The 25,349-nt window shown below is 38.8% G+C and carries 21 protein-coding genes and 1 tRNA gene; 12 read left to right on the top strand and 10 right to left on the bottom strand.

What is annotated here, in order from left to right:
* From AAF462_00755 to AAF462_00740, 4 genes are all read left to right on the top strand, one after another.
* A partial coding sequence (locus AAF462_00755) for a cbb3-type cytochrome c oxidase subunit II (GenBank protein ID MEM7007645.1) occupies positions 1–500 on the top strand: 500 nt, incomplete at its 5' end.
* Between the two features lie 172 nt (positions 501–672).
* A complete protein-coding gene (locus AAF462_00750) occupies positions 673–1,248 on the top strand; it encodes a cbb3-type cytochrome c oxidase N-terminal domain-containing protein (protein MEM7007644.1) in 576 nt (191 codons plus the stop codon).
* Complete coding sequence (gene ccoG, locus AAF462_00745) at positions 1,245–2,669, top strand: cytochrome c oxidase accessory protein CcoG (GenBank protein MEM7007643.1); 1,425 nt, start codon at positions 1,245–1,247, stop codon at positions 2,667–2,669. The genes AAF462_00750 and ccoG overlap by 4 nt, the downstream gene beginning before the upstream one ends.
* Positions 2,647–3,363, top strand: a complete 717-nt coding sequence (locus tag AAF462_00740) for a sulfite exporter TauE/SafE family protein (GenBank protein ID MEM7007642.1) — start codon at positions 2,647–2,649, stop codon at positions 3,361–3,363. Before ccoG ends, AAF462_00740 begins: the two co-directional genes overlap by 23 nt.
* Before the next feature lie 36 nt (positions 3,364–3,399).
* Here AAF462_00740 and AAF462_00735 read toward each other — a convergent pair whose 3' ends face one another.
* Complete coding sequence (locus tag AAF462_00735) at positions 3,400–4,755, bottom strand: sigma-54 dependent transcriptional regulator (GenBank protein MEM7007641.1); 1,356 nt, start codon at positions 4,753–4,755, stop codon at positions 3,400–3,402.
* On the bottom strand, positions 4,748–6,229 hold the full coding sequence (locus tag AAF462_00730; GenBank protein MEM7007640.1) for a PAS domain S-box protein: 1,482 nt from the start codon (positions 6,227–6,229) through the stop codon (positions 4,748–4,750). Before AAF462_00730 ends, AAF462_00735 begins: the two co-directional genes overlap by 8 nt.
* A 468-nt stretch (positions 6,230–6,697) precedes the next feature.
* Between AAF462_00730 and AAF462_00725 the strand changes: the two genes are divergently transcribed.
* Positions 6,698–8,134: a multicopper oxidase family protein gene (locus AAF462_00725; protein ID MEM7007639.1), complete on the top strand. Its 1,437-nt coding sequence runs from the start codon at positions 6,698–6,700 to the stop codon at positions 8,132–8,134.
* 65 nt (positions 8,135–8,199) lie between these two features.
* On the opposite strand, the gene AAF462_00720 is transcribed toward AAF462_00725, so the two are convergent.
* Together AAF462_00720 and AAF462_00715 are read right to left on the bottom strand one after the other, a co-directional pair.
* Positions 8,200–9,762 carry a hypothetical protein gene (locus AAF462_00720; protein MEM7007638.1) on the bottom strand — a complete coding sequence of 521 codons (1,563 nt, stop codon included), beginning with the start codon at positions 9,760–9,762 and terminating at the stop codon, positions 8,200–8,202.
* Positions 9,763–9,800: 38 nt separating this feature from the next.
* Positions 9,801–11,093: a carbohydrate porin gene (locus AAF462_00715; GenBank protein ID MEM7007637.1), complete on the bottom strand. Its 1,293-nt coding sequence runs from the start codon at positions 11,091–11,093 to the stop codon at positions 9,801–9,803.
* Positions 11,094–11,307: 214 nt separating this feature from the next.
* Between AAF462_00715 and AAF462_00710 the strand changes: the two genes are divergently transcribed.
* The 3 genes from AAF462_00710 to AAF462_00700 all read left to right on the top strand — a co-directional run bounded on the left by AAF462_00710 (position 11,308) and on the right by AAF462_00700 (position 13,160).
* Entirely contained in the window at positions 11,308–11,802 is a 495-nt protein-coding gene (locus AAF462_00710; GenBank protein MEM7007636.1) for a plastocyanin/azurin family copper-binding protein, read from the top strand.
* Positions 11,803–11,859: 57 nt separating this feature from the next.
* On the top strand, positions 11,860–12,408 hold the full coding sequence (locus tag AAF462_00705) for an iron transporter (protein ID MEM7007635.1): 549 nt from the start codon (positions 11,860–11,862) through the stop codon (positions 12,406–12,408).
* A 128-nt stretch (positions 12,409–12,536) separates the two neighbouring features.
* The gene (locus tag AAF462_00700) at positions 12,537–13,160 is read left to right on the top strand and encodes an SCO family protein (protein ID MEM7007634.1); all 624 of its coding nucleotides are present in this window, start codon (positions 12,537–12,539) and stop codon (positions 13,158–13,160) included.
* 7 nt (positions 13,161–13,167) lie between these two features.
* On the opposite strand, the gene AAF462_00695 is transcribed toward AAF462_00700, so the two are convergent.
* Together AAF462_00695 and AAF462_00690 are read right to left on the bottom strand one after the other, a co-directional pair.
* Positions 13,168–14,067, bottom strand: coding sequence for a hypothetical protein (locus AAF462_00695; protein ID MEM7007633.1), 900 nt, complete (start codon positions 14,065–14,067; stop codon positions 13,168–13,170).
* 20 nt (positions 14,068–14,087) lie between these two features.
* On the bottom strand, positions 14,088–14,657 hold the full coding sequence (locus tag AAF462_00690; protein MEM7007632.1) for a hypothetical protein: 570 nt from the start codon (positions 14,655–14,657) through the stop codon (positions 14,088–14,090).
* Between the two features lie 241 nt (positions 14,658–14,898).
* Between AAF462_00690 and AAF462_00685 the strand changes: the two genes are divergently transcribed.
* Positions 14,899–15,132, top strand: coding sequence for a hypothetical protein (locus AAF462_00685; GenBank protein ID MEM7007631.1), 234 nt, complete (start codon positions 14,899–14,901; stop codon positions 15,130–15,132).
* Positions 15,133–15,283: 151 nt separating this feature from the next.
* Here AAF462_00685 and AAF462_00680 read toward each other — a convergent pair.
* A tRNA-Asn gene (locus tag AAF462_00680) sits at positions 15,284–15,359 on the bottom strand.
* 187 nt (positions 15,360–15,546) lie between these two features.
* Between AAF462_00680 and rpoH the strand changes: the two genes are divergently transcribed.
* The gene (rpoH, locus tag AAF462_00675; protein MEM7007630.1) at positions 15,547–16,449 is read left to right on the top strand and encodes an RNA polymerase sigma factor RpoH; all 903 of its coding nucleotides are present in this window, start codon (positions 15,547–15,549) and stop codon (positions 16,447–16,449) included.
* Between the two features lie 18 nt (positions 16,450–16,467).
* Here rpoH and alaS read toward each other — a convergent pair whose 3' ends face one another.
* Positions 16,468–19,101, bottom strand: coding sequence for an alanine--tRNA ligase (alaS, locus tag AAF462_00670; GenBank protein ID MEM7007629.1), 2,634 nt, complete (start codon positions 19,099–19,101; stop codon positions 16,468–16,470).
* Positions 19,102–19,130: 29 nt separating this feature from the next.
* On the bottom strand, positions 19,131–20,192 hold the full coding sequence (rlmN, locus tag AAF462_00665) for a 23S rRNA (adenine(2503)-C(2))-methyltransferase RlmN (protein ID MEM7007628.1): 1,062 nt from the start codon (positions 20,190–20,192) through the stop codon (positions 19,131–19,133).
* Positions 20,193–20,297: 105 nt separating this feature from the next.
* Between rlmN and purL the strand changes: the two genes are divergently transcribed.
* Both purL and purF read left to right on the top strand, forming a co-directional pair.
* Complete coding sequence (gene purL / locus AAF462_00660) at positions 20,298–22,526, top strand: phosphoribosylformylglycinamidine synthase subunit PurL (GenBank protein MEM7007627.1); 2,229 nt, start codon at positions 20,298–20,300, stop codon at positions 22,524–22,526.
* On the top strand, positions 22,519–23,934 hold the full coding sequence (gene purF, locus AAF462_00655) for an amidophosphoribosyltransferase (protein ID MEM7007626.1): 1,416 nt from the start codon (positions 22,519–22,521) through the stop codon (positions 23,932–23,934). The genes purL and purF overlap by 8 nt, the downstream gene beginning before the upstream one ends.
* A 4-nt stretch (positions 23,935–23,938) precedes the next feature.
* On the opposite strand, the gene AAF462_00650 is transcribed toward purF, so the two are convergent.
* A partial coding sequence (locus AAF462_00650) for a class I tRNA ligase family protein (GenBank protein MEM7007625.1) occupies positions 23,939–25,349 on the bottom strand: 1,411 nt, incomplete at its 5' end.

Genomic DNA, 25,349 nt, shown 5'->3' with positions numbered 1-25,349 from the left:
GCTGCTATGTCTGTCACTCACAGATGATAAGAAAACTTCCTTTTGATGTGCTCCGCTATGGAGATGCATCAACTATAGGTGAGTCTATGTACGATAGGCCATTTCAGTGGGGATCAAAGCGGACCGGTCCTGATCTAGCGAGGGTCGGAGGCAAGTATCCTGATATGTGGCATGTAAGGCATATGATAAATCCAAGGGAGATAGTACCTAAATCTATTATGCCTTCATATCCATGGCTTGCGGCTAAAAAAACCGACTATCACATTTTGAGAAAGAAACTTAGCGTAATGAAAATGCTTGGAGTGCCTTATGATCAGGATCAGGTAGCAAATGCAGATATAAAGGCAGAGAAAGAAGCCAAGGTTATATATGAGGAACTTGTCAGCCAGGATGCATCACTTGAATCACTCAAAGACACCGAGCTTATAGCATTGATCGCTTATCTGCAAAGCCTTGGTAAAAAGAGTCCAAATGAGGAGGTGTCAAAATCAAACAAATAGCTCTCTCATATTTTGAAAATATAGAACTTACAAATCTGGCTCTCATTCTTTTTCTATTAGCTTTTGCAATTGTGGTAATAACAGTCTTTAGCAAAAGGAATAAGAGTATCTATAAGGAAATGGAGCAGCTTCCTCTCCAAGAGGATGAGCATGAGACAAAGGAGGACGATAAATGAGTAATGAAGACAAAGATCTTCTAATAAAAGGGCACGACTACGATGGTATACAGGAACTAAACAATCCACTTCCTGCATGGTGGCTCATGACGTTTTACATAACCATAGTGTTCTCGGTGGTTTATTATTCTTATTATACCTTTTTTGGAGGCCCTACTTCAGACGAGGAACTTGCTCAAAAAATGAACGTCATCATGTCAGAGCAGGAAACGGCCCAAGAAACTACGAGCGGTAAATCTGAAGAATATTATCTTGCATTGCTCGATAAGCCCGAAGTTCTAGATCAAGGTAAAAATGAATATATGCTCAAATGTATGCCTTGCCATGGAAATCTAGGTCAGGGACTAATAGGGCCTAATTTCACAGATGATTACTGGATACATGGTGATGGCAGTATTACCGCAATACTCAAGGTCGCAAATGATGGGGTTCCTGAGAAGGGAATGGTCCCGTGGAGAGGCGTAGTTCCGGAAGAGACACTTGAGGCTGTGTCAGCATACATATACACACTGCACGGCACCAATCCGCCGGGTGCAAAGGAACCCCAAGGAGAAAAGGTAGAGCGTAAGTGAGAGTTTTAGATCGGAGAAACTTACCGGATGATAGACCGGCATCAATGGATGAATCCGGCAGGAGAGTCTTTATATTCCCGGCTTCGGTAAGCGGGTTTTGGCGACGAATCAGAACTATAGTTCAAATCCTCCTTATCATTTTCTTTCTCGTATTGCCCTGGATAAAAATTGGCGGCCATCAAGCCATCTTATTAAATATAGGTGATAGACAGTTTTCAATTTTTGGCCTCACGTTTTGGGCACATGATGCGCCCCTTATCTTCTTTATACTTGCATTTCTCACAATAGGACTTGCATTTATCACTACAGTATGGGGAAGGATATGGTGCGGGTGGGGGTGTCCTCAGACCGTGTTTATTGACGGAGTGTTTAGACGACTAGAATATTGGATTATAGGAAGCCATATACATCAGAGAAATTTGGCTAAAGCACCTTGGGATATTAAGAAATTCTTTAAGTTAAGCCTTCTTTGGTCGTTATTTTTGATTGTCAGTCTTATTATTGCACATAGCTTTCTGGCCTATTTTGTCGGTGCCGACAGGCTTGTTGAGATGACTCAGCACTATCCCAGAGAAAACTGGACGATATTTCTGGTTATGGGGTTCTTCACTGCACTAATAATATTTGATTTCGGTTGGTTTAGAGAGCAATTCTGCATAATCATGTGCCCCTATGGAAGATTCCAGTCGGTACTGATGGATGATGATTCTCTTACCGTTTCTTATGATCCTGTTAGGGGAGAGCCCAGGCGAGGGACTGTGGAAAAAGATAAAGAAGGCGACTGTATAAATTGCTATAAATGCGTGGATGTTTGTCCAACGGGAATTGATATACGAGAAGGTCTTCAGCTCGAATGCATAGGCTGTACAGCTTGTATTGATGCTTGCGATGAAGTCATGGAAAAGATTGATAAGCCCAAGGGACTGATAAGGTATGCAACTGGGAATAGTATTAAGGGGATAAAATCGAAATTTCTTAAGCCAAGGGTTGCTATTTATTCTGTATTAATAGTTTTAGTAATCTCAGCTCTAATTTTTTCTATCTCAAATAGAGAAGACATACTTGTTACTGTACTTAGAGGAAAAGATAGTCCATTCCAAGTTGTCCAGACTAAGGATAATGGAGAGGAAATAATTAATCATTTCAAAGTACATTTAAAAAACCAAACTTTTGATGTGTTAAACCTTAAAATGCAACTCCCTAAACTATGGAAAGAACAAAATGTCCAACTAGTCTCACAAACAGACATGGTAAACCTGGAAGGAGGTATGGACTCTACAATGCATATTTTTATCAAATTCCCAAGATCCACTATGGAAGATAAAGGCTCAAGGAATATAGAGCTTGAATTCATCGATATTAATAACAATGAACTAATATTAAAGGAGAACGTGAAACTTGTCGGACCTAAGTCAATTTGAGGAACTTATAAGACATTGGTCGTTCCTTTCTATACCAATAGCTGTTTTTGTTGCGAGCATATTGGGCAGCACGCACTGCATCACAATGTGCGGGCCGATTGCTATAACAGTTAATAACTCAAGTGGGTATATGACTCTTTACCATATGGGGAGGCTTATAAGCTATTTAACTCTGGGAATACTTGCAGGGTTTCTCGGGGAAACATTTTTATCGAATAATTTTCCTATTGTCTCAACTATATCTATAATTTTAATTTCTGTTTTCTTCATATACACCGGATATAAGCTGATAATGAAGAAACCTCTAGAGTTTCTACCTGTGAAAACAATCTCATATCTAGTTACAAAACCCGCTAAATGGTCCTTGTCGCAAAGTAAGGCAGTCAAATCCCTGACAATAGGGATAGTTAATGGTTTTCTACCCTGTGGTTGGGTTTACATATTTGTAATTGGAGCAGTAGCGACTAAAAATCCGTTTTATAGCGCTGTTGTACTTTTTATATTTTGGCTTGGAACATTGCCTGCCCTATCCACATTCCCTTATATATACAAAAAGTCATTAAGCAGGGCTCCAAGAAGGTTAGCTATTGCAGCCGGGATATTGCTAATTGTGGTAGGTCTTGCAAATATTACGCTTCACCTGGTACCAAGTAAGAGTCATCATAGTCATCATTCACATTCTGTAAATCAATAATTACTATTTTATATATATCCAATAAAGAAAGTGCTATTAATTTATTTCATAGAACTTAAGTTTTCTATACAGTGTATCTCTTGAGATACCAAGCATTTCTGCAGCTCGAGACTTATTACCTTTAGATTCACGCAGAGCCTCTTCAAGGGCGAATTTCTCCAGTTTGTCTAGTGCAAGAATTTGATGCTCTGAAGTTTTAGGCTGTTGCCAGACTAGGTGATCTTTTAAATCCTTGTCAGTAATTGTCTTCTTTTGGTTTGAACTTACCGCAATAATTCCTTCAATTAAATTTTCCAATTCTCTAATATTCCCGGGAAACTCATAGTTATATAAATGATTAAATGCTTCTTCAGAAAAGCTTTCAATATCTTTACAATACTTTAGGTTAAATGTATTTATAAAACTATCTATCAGAAGCGGTATATCCGATTTTCTATCCCTAAGTGGAGGTAGCTCAACCACAATTACAGCTAATCTAAAAAACAAGTCTTCTCTTAGAAACTCATTTTTTAATTCCTCTAGAGTATGATTGCTTGCAGCAATTACTCTAACATCAAGAGCTATCTCTTTTGTATGTCCAATTGGCCTAACTTTATATTCTTCCAGTACCCTTAAGAGCCTGACTTGAAGATCCTTGGGCATTTCCCCTATTTCATCTAATAGTATCGTGCCGCCATTGGCAGCAATAAAAAGACCCTCATGGTCTCTAACTGCTCCAGTGAATGCTCCCTTTTTATAACCAAATAGTTCCGACTCTAAGAGTTCTTTTGGGATAGCGCCGCAGTTAACCGCAATAAAAGGTTTATTTGCTCGATCACCAGCCAAGTGTATAGCTTTGGCAAGAAGTTCTTTACCTGTCCCAGTCTCTCCTACGATGAATACGGGCGCATTACTTCTAGCTGCAGCTGAAGCTTTCTCAAAAACACCCTTCATAATTCTTGAGCCACTTATGATATTTTCAAATCCGTATTTTTGAGAAATAATCTGCTCTAGTTCTCCAAGCTTATTCTCCAGTTCGTATGACTTTCTGATTACCTCAAGCTTGTTTAGAAGTACATCTTTATCAAAAGGCTTAGTAATAAAATCAGATGCTCCGTGCTTAATGGCATCCACAGCAGTTTGGACTGTTCCCTGACCTGTAACGATCATAACAGTTAATTGTGGAATAATGTCCTTTAGTTTCTCAAGTAATGTGAAGCCGTTCATCATTGGCATCACTAGGTCTAGTAAAGCAATATTAATATTAGGATCATCGGAGACCTTTTGAAGAGCCTCACGACCTGAGAACGCAGTAATTACATCATAATTACTTCTTTCGAGTAGTTCTTTAACAGCAGAAACAAATTCCTCATCATCATCAACTACTAAAACCCGAAAACCATTTTTACTCAACGTTACTCTCCTCATTAAAAATTGGTAGGCTAATTAAAATGGTAGTTCCATTCCCTTCTTGGCTAAGTATATCGATATTCCCACCATGGTCATCAACGATGCGTTTTGCGACAGAAAGCCCTAAACCAGTGCCTTTGCCTCCAGGCTTGGTAGTAAAAAAGGGCTCAAAAACAAAGGGAATTATTGTTTCTGAAATGCCAACCCCATTATCCTCTATTTGAACTTCAACACTTTGTGCCTGATTGTCTATTTTAGTAGTTATTGAAAGAGATCCGCCGTCTGGCATAGCATCAACAGCATTCATCATAGTATCAGAAAACACGAGATTAATAAGGTTTGTATCAGCAAAGATTTCTAACTCATGATCTATATCAGTCTCAAGCACGATCCCTTTTTTCTTAAGTATGGGCTTCATCATCTCAATTGATTCACCGAGAAGGGTTGATATTCTCTCTTGGCTCTTTTCATTACCAGGTCGGCCTACGAATTTAAGCAGTCTCTGTATTACTTTCTGCCCGTATAAAATCTGTCTCTCTATTGAATCTAATTTCTCTTCAACACCCTCACACTCAGGAACATTCGGCACATCGTCTTTAAGCATTTGAACTCTAAGCAACATAGAGGCTAGTGGGGTTCCCATGTGATGTGCAAAACCCTCTGCCATTTTGCCTATTATCTGGGCTTTTTCTAGCTCTAAAATCTTGTTTCTAATTACTATTCTTTCACTAATGTCTCTAATTGTCTCAATAAATCTCCCATCTCCTTGTCTCATATATACTAGACTGATACTTACAGGGATTCTCTTACCATCTTTTGTCAGCCTCTGAGTTTCATAGTCCGTTACTCTTTTTCCTTCACGAATACTATTTAGTTTTTGAGAAAAGTTTTCTCTATTTTCAGGTGTAATAATTTCCCAGATTTCATTTATATGACTTTTACCGTCTCCACAAAAGAGTTTTTCTGCTTCTTGGTTCAAGGTTTCAACAACTCCTTCATCGTCAAAAACAATTATGGCGTCTGACGTGTTATCCATAATTTCTCTGAGTCTTTGCTCTCTCTCATTAAGAAGATTCTCTGCAGCTCTTCGCTCAGTTATATCTATGATAGTGCTAATAACAACTAAACCCTTGTCTGACTCTACAAAATTCAATCCAATTTCTACTGGGAATTTACTGCCGTCCGCGCGTAAGCCATAGAGGTTCCTACCTATTCCCATTGGTCTTTTACTAGGCTCTTCTAAATAATCAGATCTATATTTTACATGGTTGTGCCTAAACCCCTCCGGCATTAAATCTTCAACATTATTACCTATCAATTCACCACTTTTGTATCCAAACATCTCTTGTGCTTGAGGATTTAGAAAAATAATTTCTCCTTTATTGTCAGTCATGACTATTCCATTTGGAACAGATTCTACAATTAACCTAAAAGTTTCATCCGGAATTTCTCTTTCCTTTTTCTTTTTATCCGTCATTTTAGATGACACCTATGCCAAATATAAGAAATAATTTGATACGAGAACTACAGAGAAGTCTACAATATTTTATTTATTCAGGCACATTTATCATCTAGGCTAGAACATTGCAATATTTGTACCAACATTGTTTTTGATAATATTATAAGCCTATTTGAAGTGACTGAAGCATAAAAAAGTGTCTTAATATCTGACACCTGACATTTTACAAAAATTAACGGAAAACAAAACGTAATAAATTGGGGGAAATTCATTAGAAACCATATATAGAACTTTCTTTAAAAGTTTTGGCTCGGGTTAGTTGATACACTTAGAACTTGTGATGTGTTTCGTTGTTTACAATATTAAAACTTAAAATCACTCTATAAATAGTTATTAGTCCTATGTTTATTCCTTGTGCAACATGGTTGCAGGAAATTGAATTTCATATATATTAGAAAGAGGTTATCAGGGAAGGAGGGAATTAAATTGTTATATGCCCGTGTAGCTTTCCTAATAGCCATACTTGTAATATCCGCAAGCCTATTAACTGGACTTAGCAAGCAAGAAAGTTTTGGTTCAGCTTTTAAAAACCCTTTGCAACTTTCAAGTGAAAATGGTGTTCTTGAGGTAACTTTTGATACCTCGATGTCTCCAGCCGAAGTAAATGGAAAACCATTTATTAGTGCACAGTATAATGGATCAGTAGCACCTCCGACTCTTAGAGTTAAGCCGGGAGATACTATCAAGCTTACTGTAAACAACAAACTTGAGGCTATGACAAATGTCCACTACCATGGCATGCAGGTAAGTCCGAAGTCTCCCTCTGACGATATCTTTATCATGATATCTCCTAACAGCTCATTCGATTATACGGTGAAAATTCCACAAGATCACCCTGAGGGGATGTATTACTATCATGCCCATCTTGCTGGTATAACTCAGTTTCAAATTATGAGCGGCCTCTCGGGCGGATTGATAGTCGAGGGTGTGACAAATCCTTTTCCTCAGCTAAATGGGGTCAAGGAACAAATTATGTATCTAAAAGATTTCCAGATTCATGATGGAGCAATACCGCCTGAGGCGGATATAGATCCTAGCGCTCCTACAAATTTCACCGTCAATGGACAGACCAATCCTGTAATCAACATGCGTCCAGGTGAGACGCAGTTCTGGAAACTGTTTAACATAGGAGCTGATGTTTACTACGATTTAGAAATGGATGGAATTACTTTTTATCAAATCGAAAGAGACGGTTATCGTCAGACAAGGACGCTTGAGAAAAATGAGTTGTTAATTCCAACAAGTGCTCGAATGGGGGTGCTGGTTCAACCAAAGGAAAAAGGCACGTATCAGCTAAGAGCTAAGAAATTCAACACTGGCCCTGCGGGAGATAACTATGGGGGCGCAACTCTACTAACTCTAAAAGTAGAAGGTGATCCTGTGGAGGTACCAATTGCACTTCCGATACCTGAGCAGGAGTTTCCTAAGGTTGAAAATTTGTGTGATATACCCGTAGATAATAAGAGGACAATAGTTTTCTCAGAAACATCAGACGGCAATACATTTTTTATTAATAACAGAGAATTTGATCCTGCAAGAATTGATACAACAGTAAACGTAGGCACTGTGGAAGAGTGGAGGATTCAAAATATCTCTGAGGAACTTCACGTATTTCATATTCACTTAACTGATTTTCAAGTTTGTGAGATAAATGGGAAAAAACAACCATTCAATGGCAGGCAGGATACCGTAAATGTGCCATACATGGGTCAAGACCCAGATGTTAAGGGCCCAGGTGAGGTCAAAGTGGTTATTGATTTCAGAGAGCCTCAAATAGTCGGCAAAGCTGTCTATCATTGCCACATTGGCGAACATGAAGATAACGGTATGATGGCAGTGTTTGAAGTTGTCCAACCAGAATAAAATCTATTTATAGCTATAAGATTCGGCCCTAAAATTATATTAGGGCCGAATCAACTACATCTTGCCTAATTTTCACTATTTCCATTTACAAATTGAAGTGCTCCCATGTCGGGTTTATCATCATCCACTGGGTTTCCAGCAAAATCCGAGCTGGGCAGCTCTGGAGCATCTGGGCTTCCAGTTTGTATAGCAGGTGAACCTTTACTCAAATTCAGGTTCCGGGAATTTGCATTTACGAAAAGTGGATCTTTATCAATATTATCTTTTTCTTTAATATTTGAGACACATGAAGGGGTTTGTTTGCAGATGCTGTAAATATTCTTGAAATCATTCGCAACTAAGTTAACAACTGCGCCTTTATTATTTGATTCCAGGTCATCATTAATATAAATATCCCCTCCGTTACCAGATGCAGAATTATTGAAAACTATATTGTTATATATATCGGCAGTAGATTCTTTTGCAATGATAAATGAAATACCCCCTCCATTAGAGTCTTCTGACCCTGATGCGGAGTTAAGAGTAATCGTATTATTACTAAATGTTACTCCTTGTGATCGCAGATAAGCTCCTGCAGAAGATGAGGCTTTGTTGCCGACAAAGATGTTATTAACCCCAATAACATCCTGACCAGAGACTATTTGAGCACCGCCTGAAGGTCCTCCCTCGCTCATATTGCCATTGAATAGATTACTGTAGAACCTAGTTAAAATTTTGTTTGGATAATCAGGAGCTTCACCAGGGTCAGTATTCTTTGTCTCAACATAAACTCCAGCCGCCCCGCTTTTACCTGCTGTATTATTAATAAAACTGTTACCCTGAAGCTCAACTCCAAATTTGGCGCTTAGACTTGCACCTGCATGTCCCTCGCTCTTATTATTCTGGAAGCTATTGCCATTTAAGATTATGGTTCCATATGCGGGACTTTCACCTAGGGTTGTTTCAACAGCATTTGCGCTCAGACCTCCACCTCTTGAGTTACTAGATACTGTTGAATTTGAGTCAAACTCGCAATCTGTAATTAATACAAATTTACCAGTTAAAGATGCTCCGCCACCGTCTTTGGTTAACGATTTGTTATTAGTAAATTGGCTTTTGGTTAATGAGATCTGTCCCTTCGTTTCAACATATGCTCCTCCACTATCGCCAGTATTACTATCAAATGAGCAGTCATCAATACCTATGTTTCCATTGTTGCTTAGAAGTGTAAGCCCGCCTGCTAGATCAGAGTTTTTAGCAGAGCTTCCTTCTTTGATGCTTAGATCGTCGATACTGACATAAACACCAGAATCATTAACAACAGCTGTTGTATCAATAACTAAAACTGCAGATTTATCAGATCCACTTAATTTAGTAGAATCGATGCCCGCACCGCTCATGTTAAGACCAAAGTTCTCGGAAGGTACAGCACTATATGTAAAAGGATTTCCGCCAGTATTATAATTACCAGCGGCGAGTATTATATTGTCTATTTCACCGTTTGACTGCGATACTTCAAGAGCCTTTCTTAATTTGCCAGCATTAGAAACTTCAAATACTTCAGTCTTTGCTGTAGAGGTCGATATAATAAAAACTAATGATGCTAGAAAAAAAGATATGAACAATTTGGATTTGGAAATTGTATACATTTAGTTGTCTCCTTATATTAATTTTAAATTTTCAACATTTAGAGAGTTAAGAGCATTTGGAAACCTAAAACTAAAGCATCGTCTATATCATCAGTTCCAGAGGGATTGAATATCCACTGCGCATCTGGCTGAATTTGCAGCCAAGGCGTAGCTTGTATCATGTAGGTAAGCTCAAGCATCGCCTCATAGTCCTGACCCGGCAAATCATCACTAAAGGTTCCATAAGCAAATCCAAACGCAGCTACATCATCGTTTCTACTTTTAAATGGTCCCTGATATACTAGGCCGCCCATCATAAAAAACGGAAAGGTGTTAATTGATTCATCTGGAGAAACAACAAAATTAATCCAAGGCGTAAGACCCTGGCCATCCTTGGAATCCTCACTGTAAACCATCTGCTGAAGAGTCCAGTAAAAACCATAGTTTCCATCTTCACTTCTAGTAGCATCAGCAAGTTGATCAAATGATGCAGTATCATAATAAGCTCCAAATGTATATTTTCCAGGAAGTCCTTTAGAGTTTTGTTGCTGATTCAGAAGATAAGCGGCTTCTGAAATTAAGAGCGCTCCTTCTTTGAATGTGAAGTTAAAACCGTTATTGTTGTCATTACCGACTCTAGGGTTTGAGTTATATACACCCGCTTTAATCTGAATGGGCTCAACAGGAGTTAAGATAATACGAGAGCCCCACTGCGCGACTGGATCTGAGAAAAATGCAGGTTCGTTAATAGTGATAGTTATCGGGTTTCCATTAAAAGCTCCACTTACATAGTTACCAAAAATATCCTCTGCTGCGAATTCATCGCCTATTCCCATTCTTCCAAATGCCACCTCAAAAATATTTTCAACAAATTCAATATCTAGTATCAATTGATATAATCTTACAGTTCTTCCATTAAACACCTCTGACACAGTAAAGACGTTACCGATATCCTTGTTACTTAGACTACGGCCCGATGCCCAAGACCCTGAAGCAATAAAGGTTGTTCTGGGTATGTTAAGAAGTTTTTCTAGATCAAACTGTAAATATGCATTAAGCAGTCCGGCATACTGTACACTCTTTCTTTCACCGCCAATTGGATTACCAAGTACTGTCATATAATAATTGGCTGTAGGTGTAATACCCAGCTCTACAAGCTGCGCTCTAAACCCTCCCCAGTCTCCTGTTAGATAGTTTTCTTTTTCATATTTCTCATCAGGATACAAATCCTGATTATATCTCTTTCTTTCTATATTGTAATTGTCAGCCTGAATTTCCTGACTCAAAGATTCTATAGGCATTATTAGCAGAAATACCATTATTGGAAACAGTACTATCTTGTATCTAGCCATCGCTCTAGATCTCCCCCCCCTTTAATTGATAATCATTATCAATATTACTATAAATAACCTCAAATGCCAACTTTATTTAGCGTAGAAGATCTGGTTTTATCCTTAAGACTAATTCTAAATTATTTATTTAACCATTCTGAATTCTTGACAAAATGTCTATTATAGATATTCTGGATACGCTTTGTCTATAAATAAAATCACTGGAGGTAGTAACATGTTGGATTACAGAGCATTTAGAGAGATTAAACTACTGTTAGTAATTTCTATATTGGCCACAGGGTCTCTTATCTTATCACAGACAATAGGTATATATGAGACTAAAGCAGAGCCAAAAGTAGTTGAGGTAAAAGGTCTGGATAATTTTCAGTTTTCCGTAACTGAAATCACAGCAAAACCCGGTGAAGAGATTACTGTAAAACTTGTTAATGACTCTAAACTTCCCGCACAGGTTATGTCCCACAACTTTGTTCTTTTGAAACAAAGCACAGATCCAAAAACTTTCAACGATGCCGTTCTAGCAGCTTCTCCTCAAGGAGTCGTCCCTGAAGATATGAATGATCAGCTCATAGCTAACACAGGACAAGTTGGAGGCGGGGATAATAAATCCGTGACCTTTAAGACTCCAAGCGCACCTGGTGAGTATATCTACATTTGCACTTTCCCAGGTCACTTTGCAGCTGGAATGAAAGGGAAACTCATTATTCAATAGATATAATAATTGTAAGCTAATAAATATATTTTGAGCACAATAAATAGGGAGCATATAATGTTGAAGAAAATATTTTTCATTTTTCTTTTAGTAACTTCGTTTAATATCCAAGCTTATGCAGCTGAATTGATTATAGGGGAAGAGCGTGTAAAGCCCGGTATTGTCTTTATATTTGAAGGCGCTGTTAAAGACCAAGTTAAACCGGCAACACTACACCTACCGGAAAAAGAAACACATGTGCATATTGAGGCTCGTGTGAATTGGGATACAAAGGATATTCCCAAGGGGACACCACAAGGAGGGTTTGTTCCATATCTATATATAACTGCCAAGGTAACAAATCAAAAAACAAGCCTTAGCACGTTTGTTGATTTAACTCCTCATATAAATCTGGTAGATAATTTTCACTATGCGAGAAATATTTCGCTACCAGGACCGGTTGATGATTTATACACTGTAGTATTTACTGTTACCCCACCGTCAGACACTGATCTAGCTTTGCATAAGGATTGGGTAGATAGTTATGGGAATGCTCTGATGAAAAGTGCGGTATTTGAGTATAAAGACGTTGATTTTGAGGAAATTGCGAACGCTACTCGAAGATAACAACTCACATCTGTTCAGATTATTTAATAACAGTGCAGAATTTTCTGGACTAATCCCCGCAATTTAATTGCTACGTCTTCCCTGCTTAAAGTTTTTTATTATAATTTTACATAAATCGGCGGGTCTATATGAGCAATAGAAGAATCATCGTGGCAATATTAATATTGTTGTTTTTATCATGGGGGATCGTTCTATTTCTTTATATTGATTTTAAAAATAGAAATTCTTTCCATGGAAAGCTCTATAATCATCAAGCTCCCCGCTTTACTCTTACGGGACACTCTGGACAAAAAGTAAGACTCGATCAATTCCAAGATAAAATTGTACTAATTGCCTGGGGTTATACAAATTGTCCTGATATATGTCCGATTACACTAGCAAACCTAAAAGAAGTTATGGATTTAATTGGTGAGGATTCAAAGCAAGTTCAGGTTCTGTATATAAGTGTTGATCCAACAAGAGATACACCTGAGAAGCTAAGTAGCTATGTGCCATATTTTCACAAAGATTTTATTGGGCTTACCGGCAGCCCAGAAGAAATTAGTGATGTTGCTGATGATTATTCTGTAACGATTGTAAAACATCCAGAGGTTTATGGACTTGGTAGAGATGACCCGTGGGACCGCTATCTCATGACACACACAAATACTATTCATCTTATAGATCAAAGTGGAAGGCTATACATCACCTACCCTCACCATATACAGAACTCCCAGGAAATGGCTAAGGATATTCAGAAATTGTTACGATAGACTAAACTTAACGACCAAAAATGACATTAATGATTTCGCCATAAGGCATAGTAAAAAATTCAATGAGTATAAAAACTATCAAATATAAAAATGGGAAATATCTCGATTTGGCAGGTGCCTGTGCTAATCCCATAATCATAAGCAACCATCCAAATCCAATAACTGGCGCTATCAAATAGGTTGACGCTCCGAAAATTAATAGCATTACGTTCCTCAATATTTCTATTATTCGGTAGTTGGGGAGAAGAAAAACCAAGGCCAGCATCGCTTCATATATCACTGTCCAGAGTGTTATGAACCAAGCTAGTTTTACAACACCTTCGGTGCTAAGAAGCTCTACATCGTTAATTACAATGTTGTCTAAATAGCCACGCACCAGAAGATTTTCCAGATCTCTATTCATCTCTAGTGTGTGTATGCCAATATCAGAGAGCCATGTTGTGAAATATTCGAATCTGTGGTCTGTAAGCAATGTGAATTCAAAAAAAGTATTATCGAGATAGTCCAGAGAGAGAATCTTCCAAACTGTAGCAAATATGAAAACCAATGCTATCAAAGCTCTAGCATTAAAATTTAAAATTGAATTTCTATACTCTGCAGGAGCAAGGTATATACAAAACATTACAATAGACCAATAACTCAAAAGGTACTTGTGATTATCCATTTCATACCAGTGGAAGTAGTTTACCGACACTAAAAGAGCAGCCATCAAAAACCAATAGATATCATTTTTTCTTATACGGGAAAAGATTAGACCTAATATGCTTAGAACTATGATTGGAGATTCTATGTACCACTTGCTGTGTGAGTGAAGCAGTATTAGAAATAAAGTTAAGACCGTAACTAGCTCGAGTCTGTCTATACTATTTATCGCATCAAGTAATCCATAAAATTTTTGTTTAATCATGATTATAATTGCAGATTAGTTCAATTAGTTCTTGCCTTGTTTAGGCTATATTCTTTTCTAGCGGAGATAGTATTGTTTTCTTTATCAAATTTGTAGCGCCAAAACTCAATCTCTATACCCTTAACAGCAACTATTTCTTGTGGCAAAGGTGGTGGATCAAATTTACTAAGGGATCTTACAGTAATATCCTCATCGTTATTTTTGATTGAGTTTTTAGCATTAGGCTCAATACCGGCAATATCATAGAGTTTGTCTTCTTTATAACTAGTATCTATCCATGTAAGCTCCGAGATCTGATTGGTCAGTTTTTCAAGACCACTTTGAGTTGGTATAGCTTTTAATTTGGATACTTCATTTTTGAATTTAGATGGTATTTGGACAGGTATCTTATCCCCCTTTTCATCTATTAAATACAAACGGAAGTACCTTGCCTGCTTAGAGTCAACGGTACAAAACATACCAAAACCGCCGCCTTTCCAGGGAGTAAGATCTGCAGATTTAGCATAGTATATGTGAGTCAATGCAACAGCGATCAGGAGCACAGGAGTGATGTACTTTAATATATATATTTGCAGATTTTGTTTTGGCATATTTGAAATGCTCTTAGATAACAAACTTTTTTTATATGAACAATATTCAGATCATATTAATATTCTTTGATAGATTTAAATATATTATAGCTCAGCATCCTATGCAATAGTCGTTGGAAAACAATAACTAAGCGAAAAAAAGGTAATGTTAGCAATAAACTAAATATCTTATTGATATTCATTATCAACTATGTTAGATTGGTATCGGTAGCTAAATTATATCATTTACAGGAGGGTATTTATGAAGTACACAAAACTTGTATTGTTTTTAGTTATAACATTAGGTGTATTCGGTTTTTCTTTTGTTGGATCAGCAATTGACGGCGATGTAAAACAGTTAGTTGCTGCAGCAGATGAAGCAACTTCTGAGGCCACGGAAGGTGCAGAAGAAAAAACAGAAGAAGGCGCTGAAGCAGGTGAAAATAGCAGAGAAGCAGAAATGGCTAAAGAGCGTGAACAGACCGAAGCTAAATAAGTGTTATTTCAGATTATATAACTTAACTCTAGTGTAAGTTATAAGAAAAAAGTTATATGAAACCGTTCGGTTAACTTAGAAAGTTAGCTGAGCGGTTTTTTTATATTATGATTTCCAAGAGATTACTTAGATGAATAAATATCAATAAGATTGGCTCCGGAGGAGGGATTCGAACCCCCGACCTAGTGATTAACAGTCACCCGCTCTGCCAGCTGAGCTACTCCGGAACCGAATTATAAGCTCAGAACTTAAGCACAACATTCTAACAGAAGAAGTTTATCAGTCAAGACGCTTTGTTGATAGTTATATTTTTTTTAATGATTATAGGTTGTTATAGAGTTCTAAAATTAGCCGGTTGCTTAGATTCCGCTGAAAAAGTATACTAACTACTCTAAGCAAAAGGGTAAGTGTAAAATGGCGAAAAAACCCAAAGATGACAAAGAGAAGCGTCCTCAAGGAAACTTACTTCCTGCGCATACAACTTCACTCCAAAGATATATGGCCGAGCTTAGCAACTACCCCGTTTTAAGCCGTGAGGAAGAGTATAAGTTGGCCATGAAATACAAGGAAGATGGGGACTTGGACGCAGCAAGAAAACTCGTATCCTCTAATCTAAAATTTGTAGTAAAAGTAGCCAATGAATACAAAAACTACGGGTTTAACACTATGGACATAATCCAAGAAGGAAATGTCGGACTCATGCACGCTGTAAAAGGCTTTGACCCGACAAAAGGATATCGCCTTATATCTTATGCCGTCTGGTGGATCAGGGCGTATATACAAAACTATATACTTAGAAGCTGGAGCTTAGTTAAGGTAGGCACTACACAAGCGCAGCGAAAACTGTTTTACAAACTTCGCTCTACCAAAAACCAACTTGAGCTTGGTGATGGAAACCTAAGCCCTGAAGACTATAAAGAGCTTGCAGATAAACTAAATGTGTCCGATGAGGCTGTCATAGAAATGGATAAGAGAATGGGTAGTAAAGATCTATCCCTTGATGCCGAGATAAAAGATGACAATGATATGTCGCATTTAGATTTTTTGGCAGGCGATGAGGCAAACCAAGAAGATCTAGTTACAAAAGTTGAACAAGATGAGATAATCAAGAGCGGTATGTTGGATGCTCTTGATACTTTGAAAGATAGAGAGCGCTTTATAATTGAGAACAGAATTTTAGCTGATAAGCCCCTCACACTCGAAGAACTAGGAGAAAAATATAATATTTCTAGAGAAAGAGTTAGGCAGATTGAAAATGCAGCGCTTAAAAAAATGAAAACTGTTTTAAAAGAAAAAGGTATAAATCAAAATTCATAGTTGAAAAATTATGAAGAATTAGTTTGCGCTTATTAAATCGTAAGCTTTATTGAGTGCTTCACTAAGCATGTCCGGATTATCTCCCCCAGCTTGAGCTAAATCGGGCTTTCCGCCTCCCCTGCCGCCAATAATAGGAGCAAGTTCCTTAACCATATTTCCAGAGTGGTACTTTTTAGTTAAATCTTTCGTTACTCCAATTAAAATATATGCTTTGCCGTTATCCTTACTTCCCAACACTGCAATACCAGAACCAAGTTTGCTCTTAAGATCATCCCAGACTTTTCTGAGCTGACCTGCGTCAGCGCCGGACACTTCAGCACTAAGAACTTTAGTGCCGTTTACATCTTTTATATTATCCATTAAATCGCCGGCTTTCTCGCTAAGCGCTTGGTTCTTATATGTATCAAGCTCAGACTTAACTGACTCATTTTCTTCTACTAATTTTTTTAACCTGGATATTAAATCTGACTCAGAGACTCTGAGTATATTTGTAGCCTCGGTGAGAGTATCTTCTTTGCCCCTCATATAATCCCAAGCTGACTCACCTGCTAATGCTTCTATTCTTCTAACTCCAGCAGATGATGCGCCCTCTGATACTATTTTTAAAAGCCCAGCTTCACCTGAACTACCAAGATGGGTTCCTCCGCAAAGCTCTGTGCTGTAATCACCAATACTCACTACCCTGACCTTATCTCCGTACTTCTCTTCAAAAAATGCCATAGCTCCTTTTTTGATGGCATCGTCATAATTAACATCCGCCTCGATCATCACATTATCATCCCATCTTATTCTCTCATTTATAACATCTTCCATCTTTCTAATATCGCCCGCATCAATCGGCGAGTGGTGAGTAAAATCAAACCTCAGTCTTCCTGGTGCAACCAATGATCCGGCTTGACCTACATGAGTTCCCAGAACCTCTCTTAGAACTGCGTGGAGTATATGAGTTGATGAGTGATGGGTTTCAACTCCGTATCTGAATTTCTTATCTACTGTAAGTTCAGCTTTATCACCGACACTAAGAGTGCCTTTACTTATCTTGCTATGGTGGACAATAATATTAGGAAGAGGTTTTTTAGTATCCAGGACTTGCGCTTTAGCGTTATTAGTATCAATGACACCCCTGTCACCAATCTGACCTCCTGATTCACCGTAAAACGGAGTTTGGTCGGTGATAATATCGACCTCTTCTCCCTCTTGGGCACTATCTACAAGGCTGTTTTCTTTAATTATTGCAGTGATTTGTCCCTGGTCTTGAGTTTTATTGTAGCCTGTAAAATTAACATTCAAACCACCCGAGACAAACTCTTTATATATTGGTTCTAAATCACCATCTTCATCTCCCTTCCAGGCTTGTCTGGACTGAGTTCTCTGCTGATCCATCTCTTTCTCAAAACCCTCGTGATCGAGCGTAAGTCCATTCTCAGATGCTATATCCTGGGTAAGATCTACAGGAAACCCAAAGGTGTCATAAAGTTTAAAAACAACATCACCTGGAAGAACTTTATCATCTTTATGTTTTTCTATTTCAATTTGTAACAGTTCCAAACCCCTTTCAATTGTTTCAAAAAATCTCTCTTCCTCATTCTTCACTACATCAGAGATAAAATCTATATTTTCTTTTAGCTCAGGATAAGCGTCTTTCATTATTTCTTTTACTCTGTGTGTAATTTTATAGAGGCAAGGCTCTTCAATTCCAAGCATTTTAGCATGACGAACGGCCCGTCTTAGTATTCTTCTAAGTACATACCCCCTTCCCTCGTTCGAAGGAAAAACGCCGTCAGAGATTAAGAAAGTAACAGCCCTTGCATGATCAGCTATTACACGCATAGAAATATCATCAGCCCCATCCTTTCCATAAGTTTTGCTGCTAATCTCTTCAACATTTGAAATTATCCCTCTTAGAAGGTCTGTTTCATAATTGCTCTTAACACCCTGAAGGACTGCAGTAATTCTCTCAAGCCCCATTCCAGTATCAATGCTTGGATTCGGAAGCTGAGTCATGTTGCCGCTTGAATCACGGTCAAACTGCATAAAAACAAGGTTCCAGAGCTCAAGATAGCGGTCACACTCACAACCAGGGGCACAAGTGGGTTTATCGCAGGTAAACTCCTCCCCCTGATCAATCAAGATCTCAGAGCATGGGCCACAGGGCCCCGTGTCACCCATTGACCAAAAGTTGTCCTTCTCCCCCATGCGAAGAACTCTGTCTTGTGGTAGCCCTATTACTGTTTGCCACAGCTCTGATGCTTCATCATCATCTTCAAAAACTGTTACCCAAAGCTTCTCGACAGGTAACTTGTAGACCTCTGTCATTAGCTTCCATCCAAACTCTATAGCTTCTTTCTTGAAGTAGTTGCCAAAGGAAAAATTGCCGAGCATCTCAAAAAAAGTGTGATGCCTCGCAGTGTGTCCGACATTTTCCAAGTCATTGTGCTTACCACCAGCTCTTACACATTTTTGAGATGAAGTTGCTCTTTTATAAGCACGTTTATCAAGACCAAGAAAGACATCCTTAAACTGAACCATCCCCGCATTTGTAAAAAGCAGAGTCGGGTCATTTTTTGGTATCAGTGATGAGCTCTGCACAATTGTATGGTTATTTTCTTCAAAAAACTTAAGAAATAACTCTCTTATCTCAGATCCTGTCATATTCTATAAGACACTCCCAATTGTTATAACTAAACTTTTGCCTCGGATACTTTTACCGAAGGATATTTTGCTGCAAGTTGTCCGCATGCGCCTAAAATATCACTGCCCCTACTCTTTCTGATTCGCACATTTATTTTATATGATATAAGAATTTCTTGAAATCTGAGTACCTCCTCCCAAGTTGGAGACTTGTAAGGAAGTGGATACGCTTCATTAAATGGTATCAGATTAATCTTACACTTTATGCCTTCTAACAAACGGCCAAGAGTATGCGCATCGCTGACCGAATCGTTTACATCTTTAAGAACTACATATTCAAACATCAAGTATTTCCTGTTTGGAACTGGAAATTTAACACTGGCGTCAATAAGCTCTTTTATCGGATATCGCTTGTTTATAGGCATAATCTCATCTCTGAGCTCATCCCTTGGAGCATTTAAAGAAACAGCGAGATTTACGGAAACTTTCTCTCCCAGCTCTTTTATTTTCGGCACCAGCCCTGATGTTGATACTGTTATGCGCTTTGGAGACAGTCCAATATAGTTTGAGTCTGTGAGAATATTTATCACCCTAACTAGATTATCAATGTTATCCAACGGCTCGCCCATGCCCATAAAAACAATATTTGTTACACTGCCGTCATTGAACTCGTTTACTAACATATATTGATCAAGTATTTCAGACGGCTTTAGATTCCTTATTTTCCCAACGGTTCCCGTCATGCAAAAAGTGCAGCCTAAAGCACACCCTACCTGAGAGGATACGCATAATGTATTTCTTCCTTTATCGGGAATAAGAACTGTTTCGATTTGATTGCCGTCTGAGAGCTTGAATAGATATTTTTTTGTGCCGTCTTTAGATACCTGCTCCTGATCAAGTTCGATCGATGGATCTATAGAGAAATAGAACTGTAAAAGATCTCTGAAATCTTTTGAAAGATCAGACATCTCTTCAAAACTTAATGCACCTTTTTGATATACCCATTTACTGATCTGTCTTGCCCTAAATGGCTTGAGGTCGTTCTCTAAGACAAATTTTTCAATTTCTATTGGGCTTAAGTCCTTTATATTCCTTGTTTCTTTATCCAACATACGCTTTTTTCGGCTAATTTAATCCAACTAATGATACAAGGCACAAGAGTATTATACAATAGCTCTGGCCGCCCATGTAATCTCACTAATTTTACAGGTATATTAATGGCAAGAGATAATTCCACCATGCCCAACTTACAAACTGCTTTAGATCACGGATTAACCGAACAGGAATACAATAAAATTGTAGACGCTTTAGGCAGAGAGCCCAATATTACTGAGCTTGGAATCCTTGCTGCAATGTGGTCTGAGCACTGCTCATATAAGAGCTCGAGAGTCCATCTCAAGAAGCTTCCAACTAGTGGTGAAGCAGTTATACAGGGCCCGGGCGAAAACGCCGGGATTGTTGATATTGGAGACGGCCAATGCGCTGTATTTAAGATGGAGAGTCATAACCACCCATCTTTTATTGAACCTTACCAGGGCGCTGCCACCGGTGTAGGAGGTATACTTAGAGACATATTCACAATGGGCGCAAGACCCATAGCCCTATTAGATTCTCTTAGATTCGGAAACCCTGAGCTACCCAAAACTAAATTCTTGGTCGACGGTATAGTTGACGGCATCGCTGGATACGGAAACTGCATTGGAATCCCCACTGTAGGCGGCGAAGTATACTTTGATGACTGCTACAACGGAAACCCGCTTGTTAACGCTTTTGCTCTTGGTATTACAAAAACAGACGAGATATTCAGAGGCTACGCAACTGGGGTCGGGAACCCAGTTATTTATGTGGGCTCGAAAACAGGAAGAGATGGAATTCATGGCGCAGTAATGGCTTCAGAAACATTTACCAAAGAGGCAGAGGAAAAAAGGCCCGCCGTTCAAGTCGGCGATCCATTTACTGAGAAACTCTTACTTGAAGCTTGCCTTGAACTTTTCAAAACTGGAATAGTAGTTGGCATTCAAGACATGGGAGCCGCCGGGCTTACATCTTCATCTACAGAAATGGCTGAGCGAGCTGGAACAGGACTCCTCATCGAAATTGACAAGGTACCAAGAAGAGAAGAAGGCATGACTCCATATGAAGTAATGCTATCAGAATCTCAAGAGCGTATGCTTATGGTCGTAGAAAAGGGCAAAGAGAACATTGCAGAGGATATTTTCAAAAAGTGGGATCTTGATTTTAGCGTTATTGGCCAAGTCACAGACAGCGGGAAATTAGTTATTACTGATAAGGGTGAGTTATCTGCAGAAATTCCTATAAACCTAATATCAGAAGAAGCACCACTATACAACAGACCTATAGAAAGAGCTGATTATATGGATGATCTTAACGAGCTTGATATTTCCTCGCTACAAGTTCCCGGCGATTTTAATCAAGCTCTGCTTACTCTGTTATCCTGCCCTACTCTTGCAAGCAAAAAATGGATTTATGAACAATACGACTACATGGTCAGAACTAACACTATTGTAATGCCAGGCTCGGATGCCGCTGTCGTAAGGATTAAAGATACGGACAAAGCTGTGGCAATGACAGTTAACTGTAATTCTAAATACTGTTATCTAGACCCTTATGTTGGGGCAGCAATAGCAGTAGCAGAGAGTGCCAGAAACCTTGCTTGCTCGGGCGCTAAGCCTCTTGCTATTACCGACTGTCTTAACTTTGGAAGCCCAGAAAACCCTGGGGTTATGTGGCAGTTTGAACAGGCAATACATGGAATGAGTGAGGCGTGTCTAAAATTAAACACCCCTGTTGTAAGCGGAAATGTAAGTTTTTACAACGAGACCGAGGGTACAGCAATCTACCCAACCCCCGGCGTAGGGATGGTAGGGCTTATTGAGGACACAGACCATCATGTAACCCAGTGGTTTAAAAATGAAGGTGATATAATTGTACTGCTCGGAGAAACCAAAGAGGAATTTGGGGGAAGTGAGTATTTAAATCAAATTCACGGAAGAGTACAGGGCTCCCCTCCTTCATTAGATTTAGATCGAGAGTTAAAATTAATTAAGGTCTTACTAAATGCATCTAAGAGAGGTATAATAAACTCGGCACACGATATTTCTGAGGGTGGCCTGGCTGTTGCTATTTCAGAGTGCTGTTTTACCGCTAAGGGACCAATCGGAGTTGAAATAGAAGTGCCGCCTTACTTGATAAGAAAAGATGCTATTTTGTTTTCTGAATCCCAGGGTAGAGCAGTAGTGTCTTTAAGCGATGAGAATCTAGATAAATTAAAGGAATTAGCAGACGATTTAGACTTGCCTATGGAAATAATCGGTAAAGTTAGTGGGACAAGACTATTAATAGGGGATTTAATAGATATTCCCATATCCACTGCCTATAGTGCATGGGCACAGGGGTTTGAGAATATATTAAAAAGCTATGCCTAAGCTCAAAGAAGAATGCGGTGTTTTTGGCATATTTAACAACCTAGAAGCCTCTAACCTAACCTATCTGGGCCTGCACGCCCTACAACACAGAGGACAAGAAAGCGCTGGAATAGTCACATCAGACGGCGTAAACCTACATAATCACCGAGCTATGGGTCTTGTGTCAGATATTTTTTCAGAAGAGGTTCTAGCTGAACTTCCTGGGAAAAACGCAATCGGACATGTGCGCTATTCAACAACAGGTTCAAGTCAGATAAAAAATATGCAGCCGATAGTGATCAACTATCATAGAGGATCGCTAGCAATTGCGCACAACGGAAATCTTACCAACGCTAAGAGCCTAAGAGACGAGCTTGAGTCAGAAGGAGCAATCTTTCAATCAACCACTGATACAGAAGTTATTGTTCATCTAATCGCAAAATCAAAAGAAGAAAAACTTGTAAAAAGAATCATTGAAGCGCTTATGAGGTGTAAGGGAGCATACTCACTGTTATTCATGACACCTGAATATATAATCGCTGCAAGAGACCCATATGGATTCAGACCTCTCGTGATGGGTAAAATTGGTGATTCACCTGTATTTGCTTCAGAGAGCTGCGCTTTTGATCTTATTGAAGCAGACTTTGAGAGAGAAGTTGAGCCTGGGGAAATTGTAGTTATTAACTCAGAAGGAGTAGAATCATTTAAACCCTTTGGAGAAGTAAAACACGCATACTGCGTATTTGAATATATATATTTTGCACGTCCTGATAGTTTTCTTACAGGAAGAAATGTATACCAAGTAAGAAAGGAGCTTGGAAAACAGTTGGCCCGTGAACACCCTGCCGATGCTGATATTGTTGTCGCGGTGCCGGATTCAGGAGTTCCATCGGCAATGGGATTTGCTGAGGAGGCAGGGCTTCCTTTGGAGCTAGGGCTATTAAGAAGTCATTACATGGGAAGAACCTTTATTGAACCTCAGCAGTCAATTAGAAACTTTGGTGTAAAGCTTAAGTTAAACGCAATAGGAGAAGTTTTAAGAGATAAAAAGGTCGTCATAATAGACGACTCTATTGTAAGGGGAACAACTAGCAGAAAAATTGTAAAGATGATAAAAGCCGCCGGAGCTAAAGAGGTGCATATGAGAATAAGCTCGCCGCCCACAAAATTTTCCTGCTATTACGGTATCGATACTCCTCTTAAGGAAGAGCTTATTGCAAACTCGCTTACAATAGACGAAATTAGAAAATACATAACCTCTGACTCTCTAGGATACCTAAGCATGCAAGGTGTGATGAGTGCTGTTCAGGCTGCAAAGAAAGTAAACGGGAAGGAGCACTTCTGTAATGCTTGTTTTACCGGCAAGTACCCCGTGGAGCTAACTGATCAGAAATCTAAAACAAAACAGCTTGGTCTTTTTGGTGTCTAGATAATTAGCCTGCTTCTTTAAGCTTACTGAGCACTTCTTCAAGTTTTTCTTTTTGGGTGGAAAACTCCTGCAATTTTTCTTTTTCTTTATTTATGACATCTTCAGGAGCACGGTCTAAGAAATTCGAATTATTGAGTTTTTTCTCAGTCTGATCTAAATCCTTAGAGACTTTAGCAATATCCTTTTTAACTCTTTGGGTTTCTTTATCAATATCTATTAATCCCTCAACAGGCAAAAATACCTCAACTCCGGCGATTACCTGCGCTACTGACTTTTCAGGCTTTTCTCCTTGGATTATCTCAAGTCCGGATAGCGATGCTAGAGCAAGTATAGAGTTTTTGTTTGATTCAATAGCTACTTTCGCATCATCACTCTGAGGTAGAAGCTGAATATTCACCCTCTCTGAAGGATGGAGACCTACTATTGCTCTTAGACCTCTCACAGCTCCAACAATGCTTTTAATAAACTCTACTTCGTCCGCTTGCTTTTGAAAAATTTCGGCTTCATTAAACTCTGGGAAACAAGAGACAACAATGCTTTGAGCACTAGAGCCGTCGACATCTTTGATTTCAACCCCAAATTCTCTTAACCTTTGATAAAGCTCCTCAGTAACAAAAGGAGCCATAGGGTGTAAGAGCCCAAGCGCGGTCGATAATACTTTTACCAGTACGCTCTGAGTCCTTTTTTTATCATCGGCATTATCGCCGTAAAGAACAGGCTTAACTAACTCCAGATACCAATCGCAGTATTCTGCCCAGAAGAATTGATATATTGAGCTTGCAGCTTTATCAAATTCGTAAGCCTCGATAGAATCTTCTACTTCTTTGATCGTATTGTTAAGCTTGGTGAGTATCCATTTATCATATGTAGAAAGCTGAGTTTCAGATGGAGCGATATCTGGATTGTAGCCTTCTAGATTCATAACGAGGAACCTAGAAGCGTTCCAAATTTTATTTATGAAGTTTCTATAACCCTCAATGACAGGCATTGAAAGTTTAATATCTCGTCCCTGAGTTGCTAACGCTGTAAGGCTAAACCTCATTGCGTCTGCTCCATAAGTGTCGATAACTTCTAGAGGGTCAATCACGTTACCCCTTGTTTTACTCATCTTCTGACCTTTCTCATCCCTGATAAGACCATGAATGTAGACATCTTTAAACGGCACGTCTTTCATAAAATTAAGGCCCTGCATTATCATTCTGGCAACCCAAAAGAAGATGATGTCAAAACCTGTAACTAATACGGATGTTGGATAGTGTTTTTCTAGCTCTGCAGTTTTCTCAGGCCAGCCAAGAGTTGAAAATGGCCACAGCCCAGAAGAAAACCATGTATCCAACACGTCAGGATCGCGGCTTAATTCTACATCTTTACCATAGTTCTCTTTTGCAGCTTGTAAGGCTAGTTCCTTAGTTTCT

The organism is Thermodesulfobacteriota bacterium (genome assembly GCA_039028315.1).
Taxonomy (GTDB): Bacteria; Desulfobacterota_D; UBA1144; order Nemesobacterales; family UBA2774; genus CR02bin9.
The sequence above is the reverse complement of the archived record's forward strand: the minus strand, read 5'-3'. Positions and strand labels throughout refer to the sequence as shown.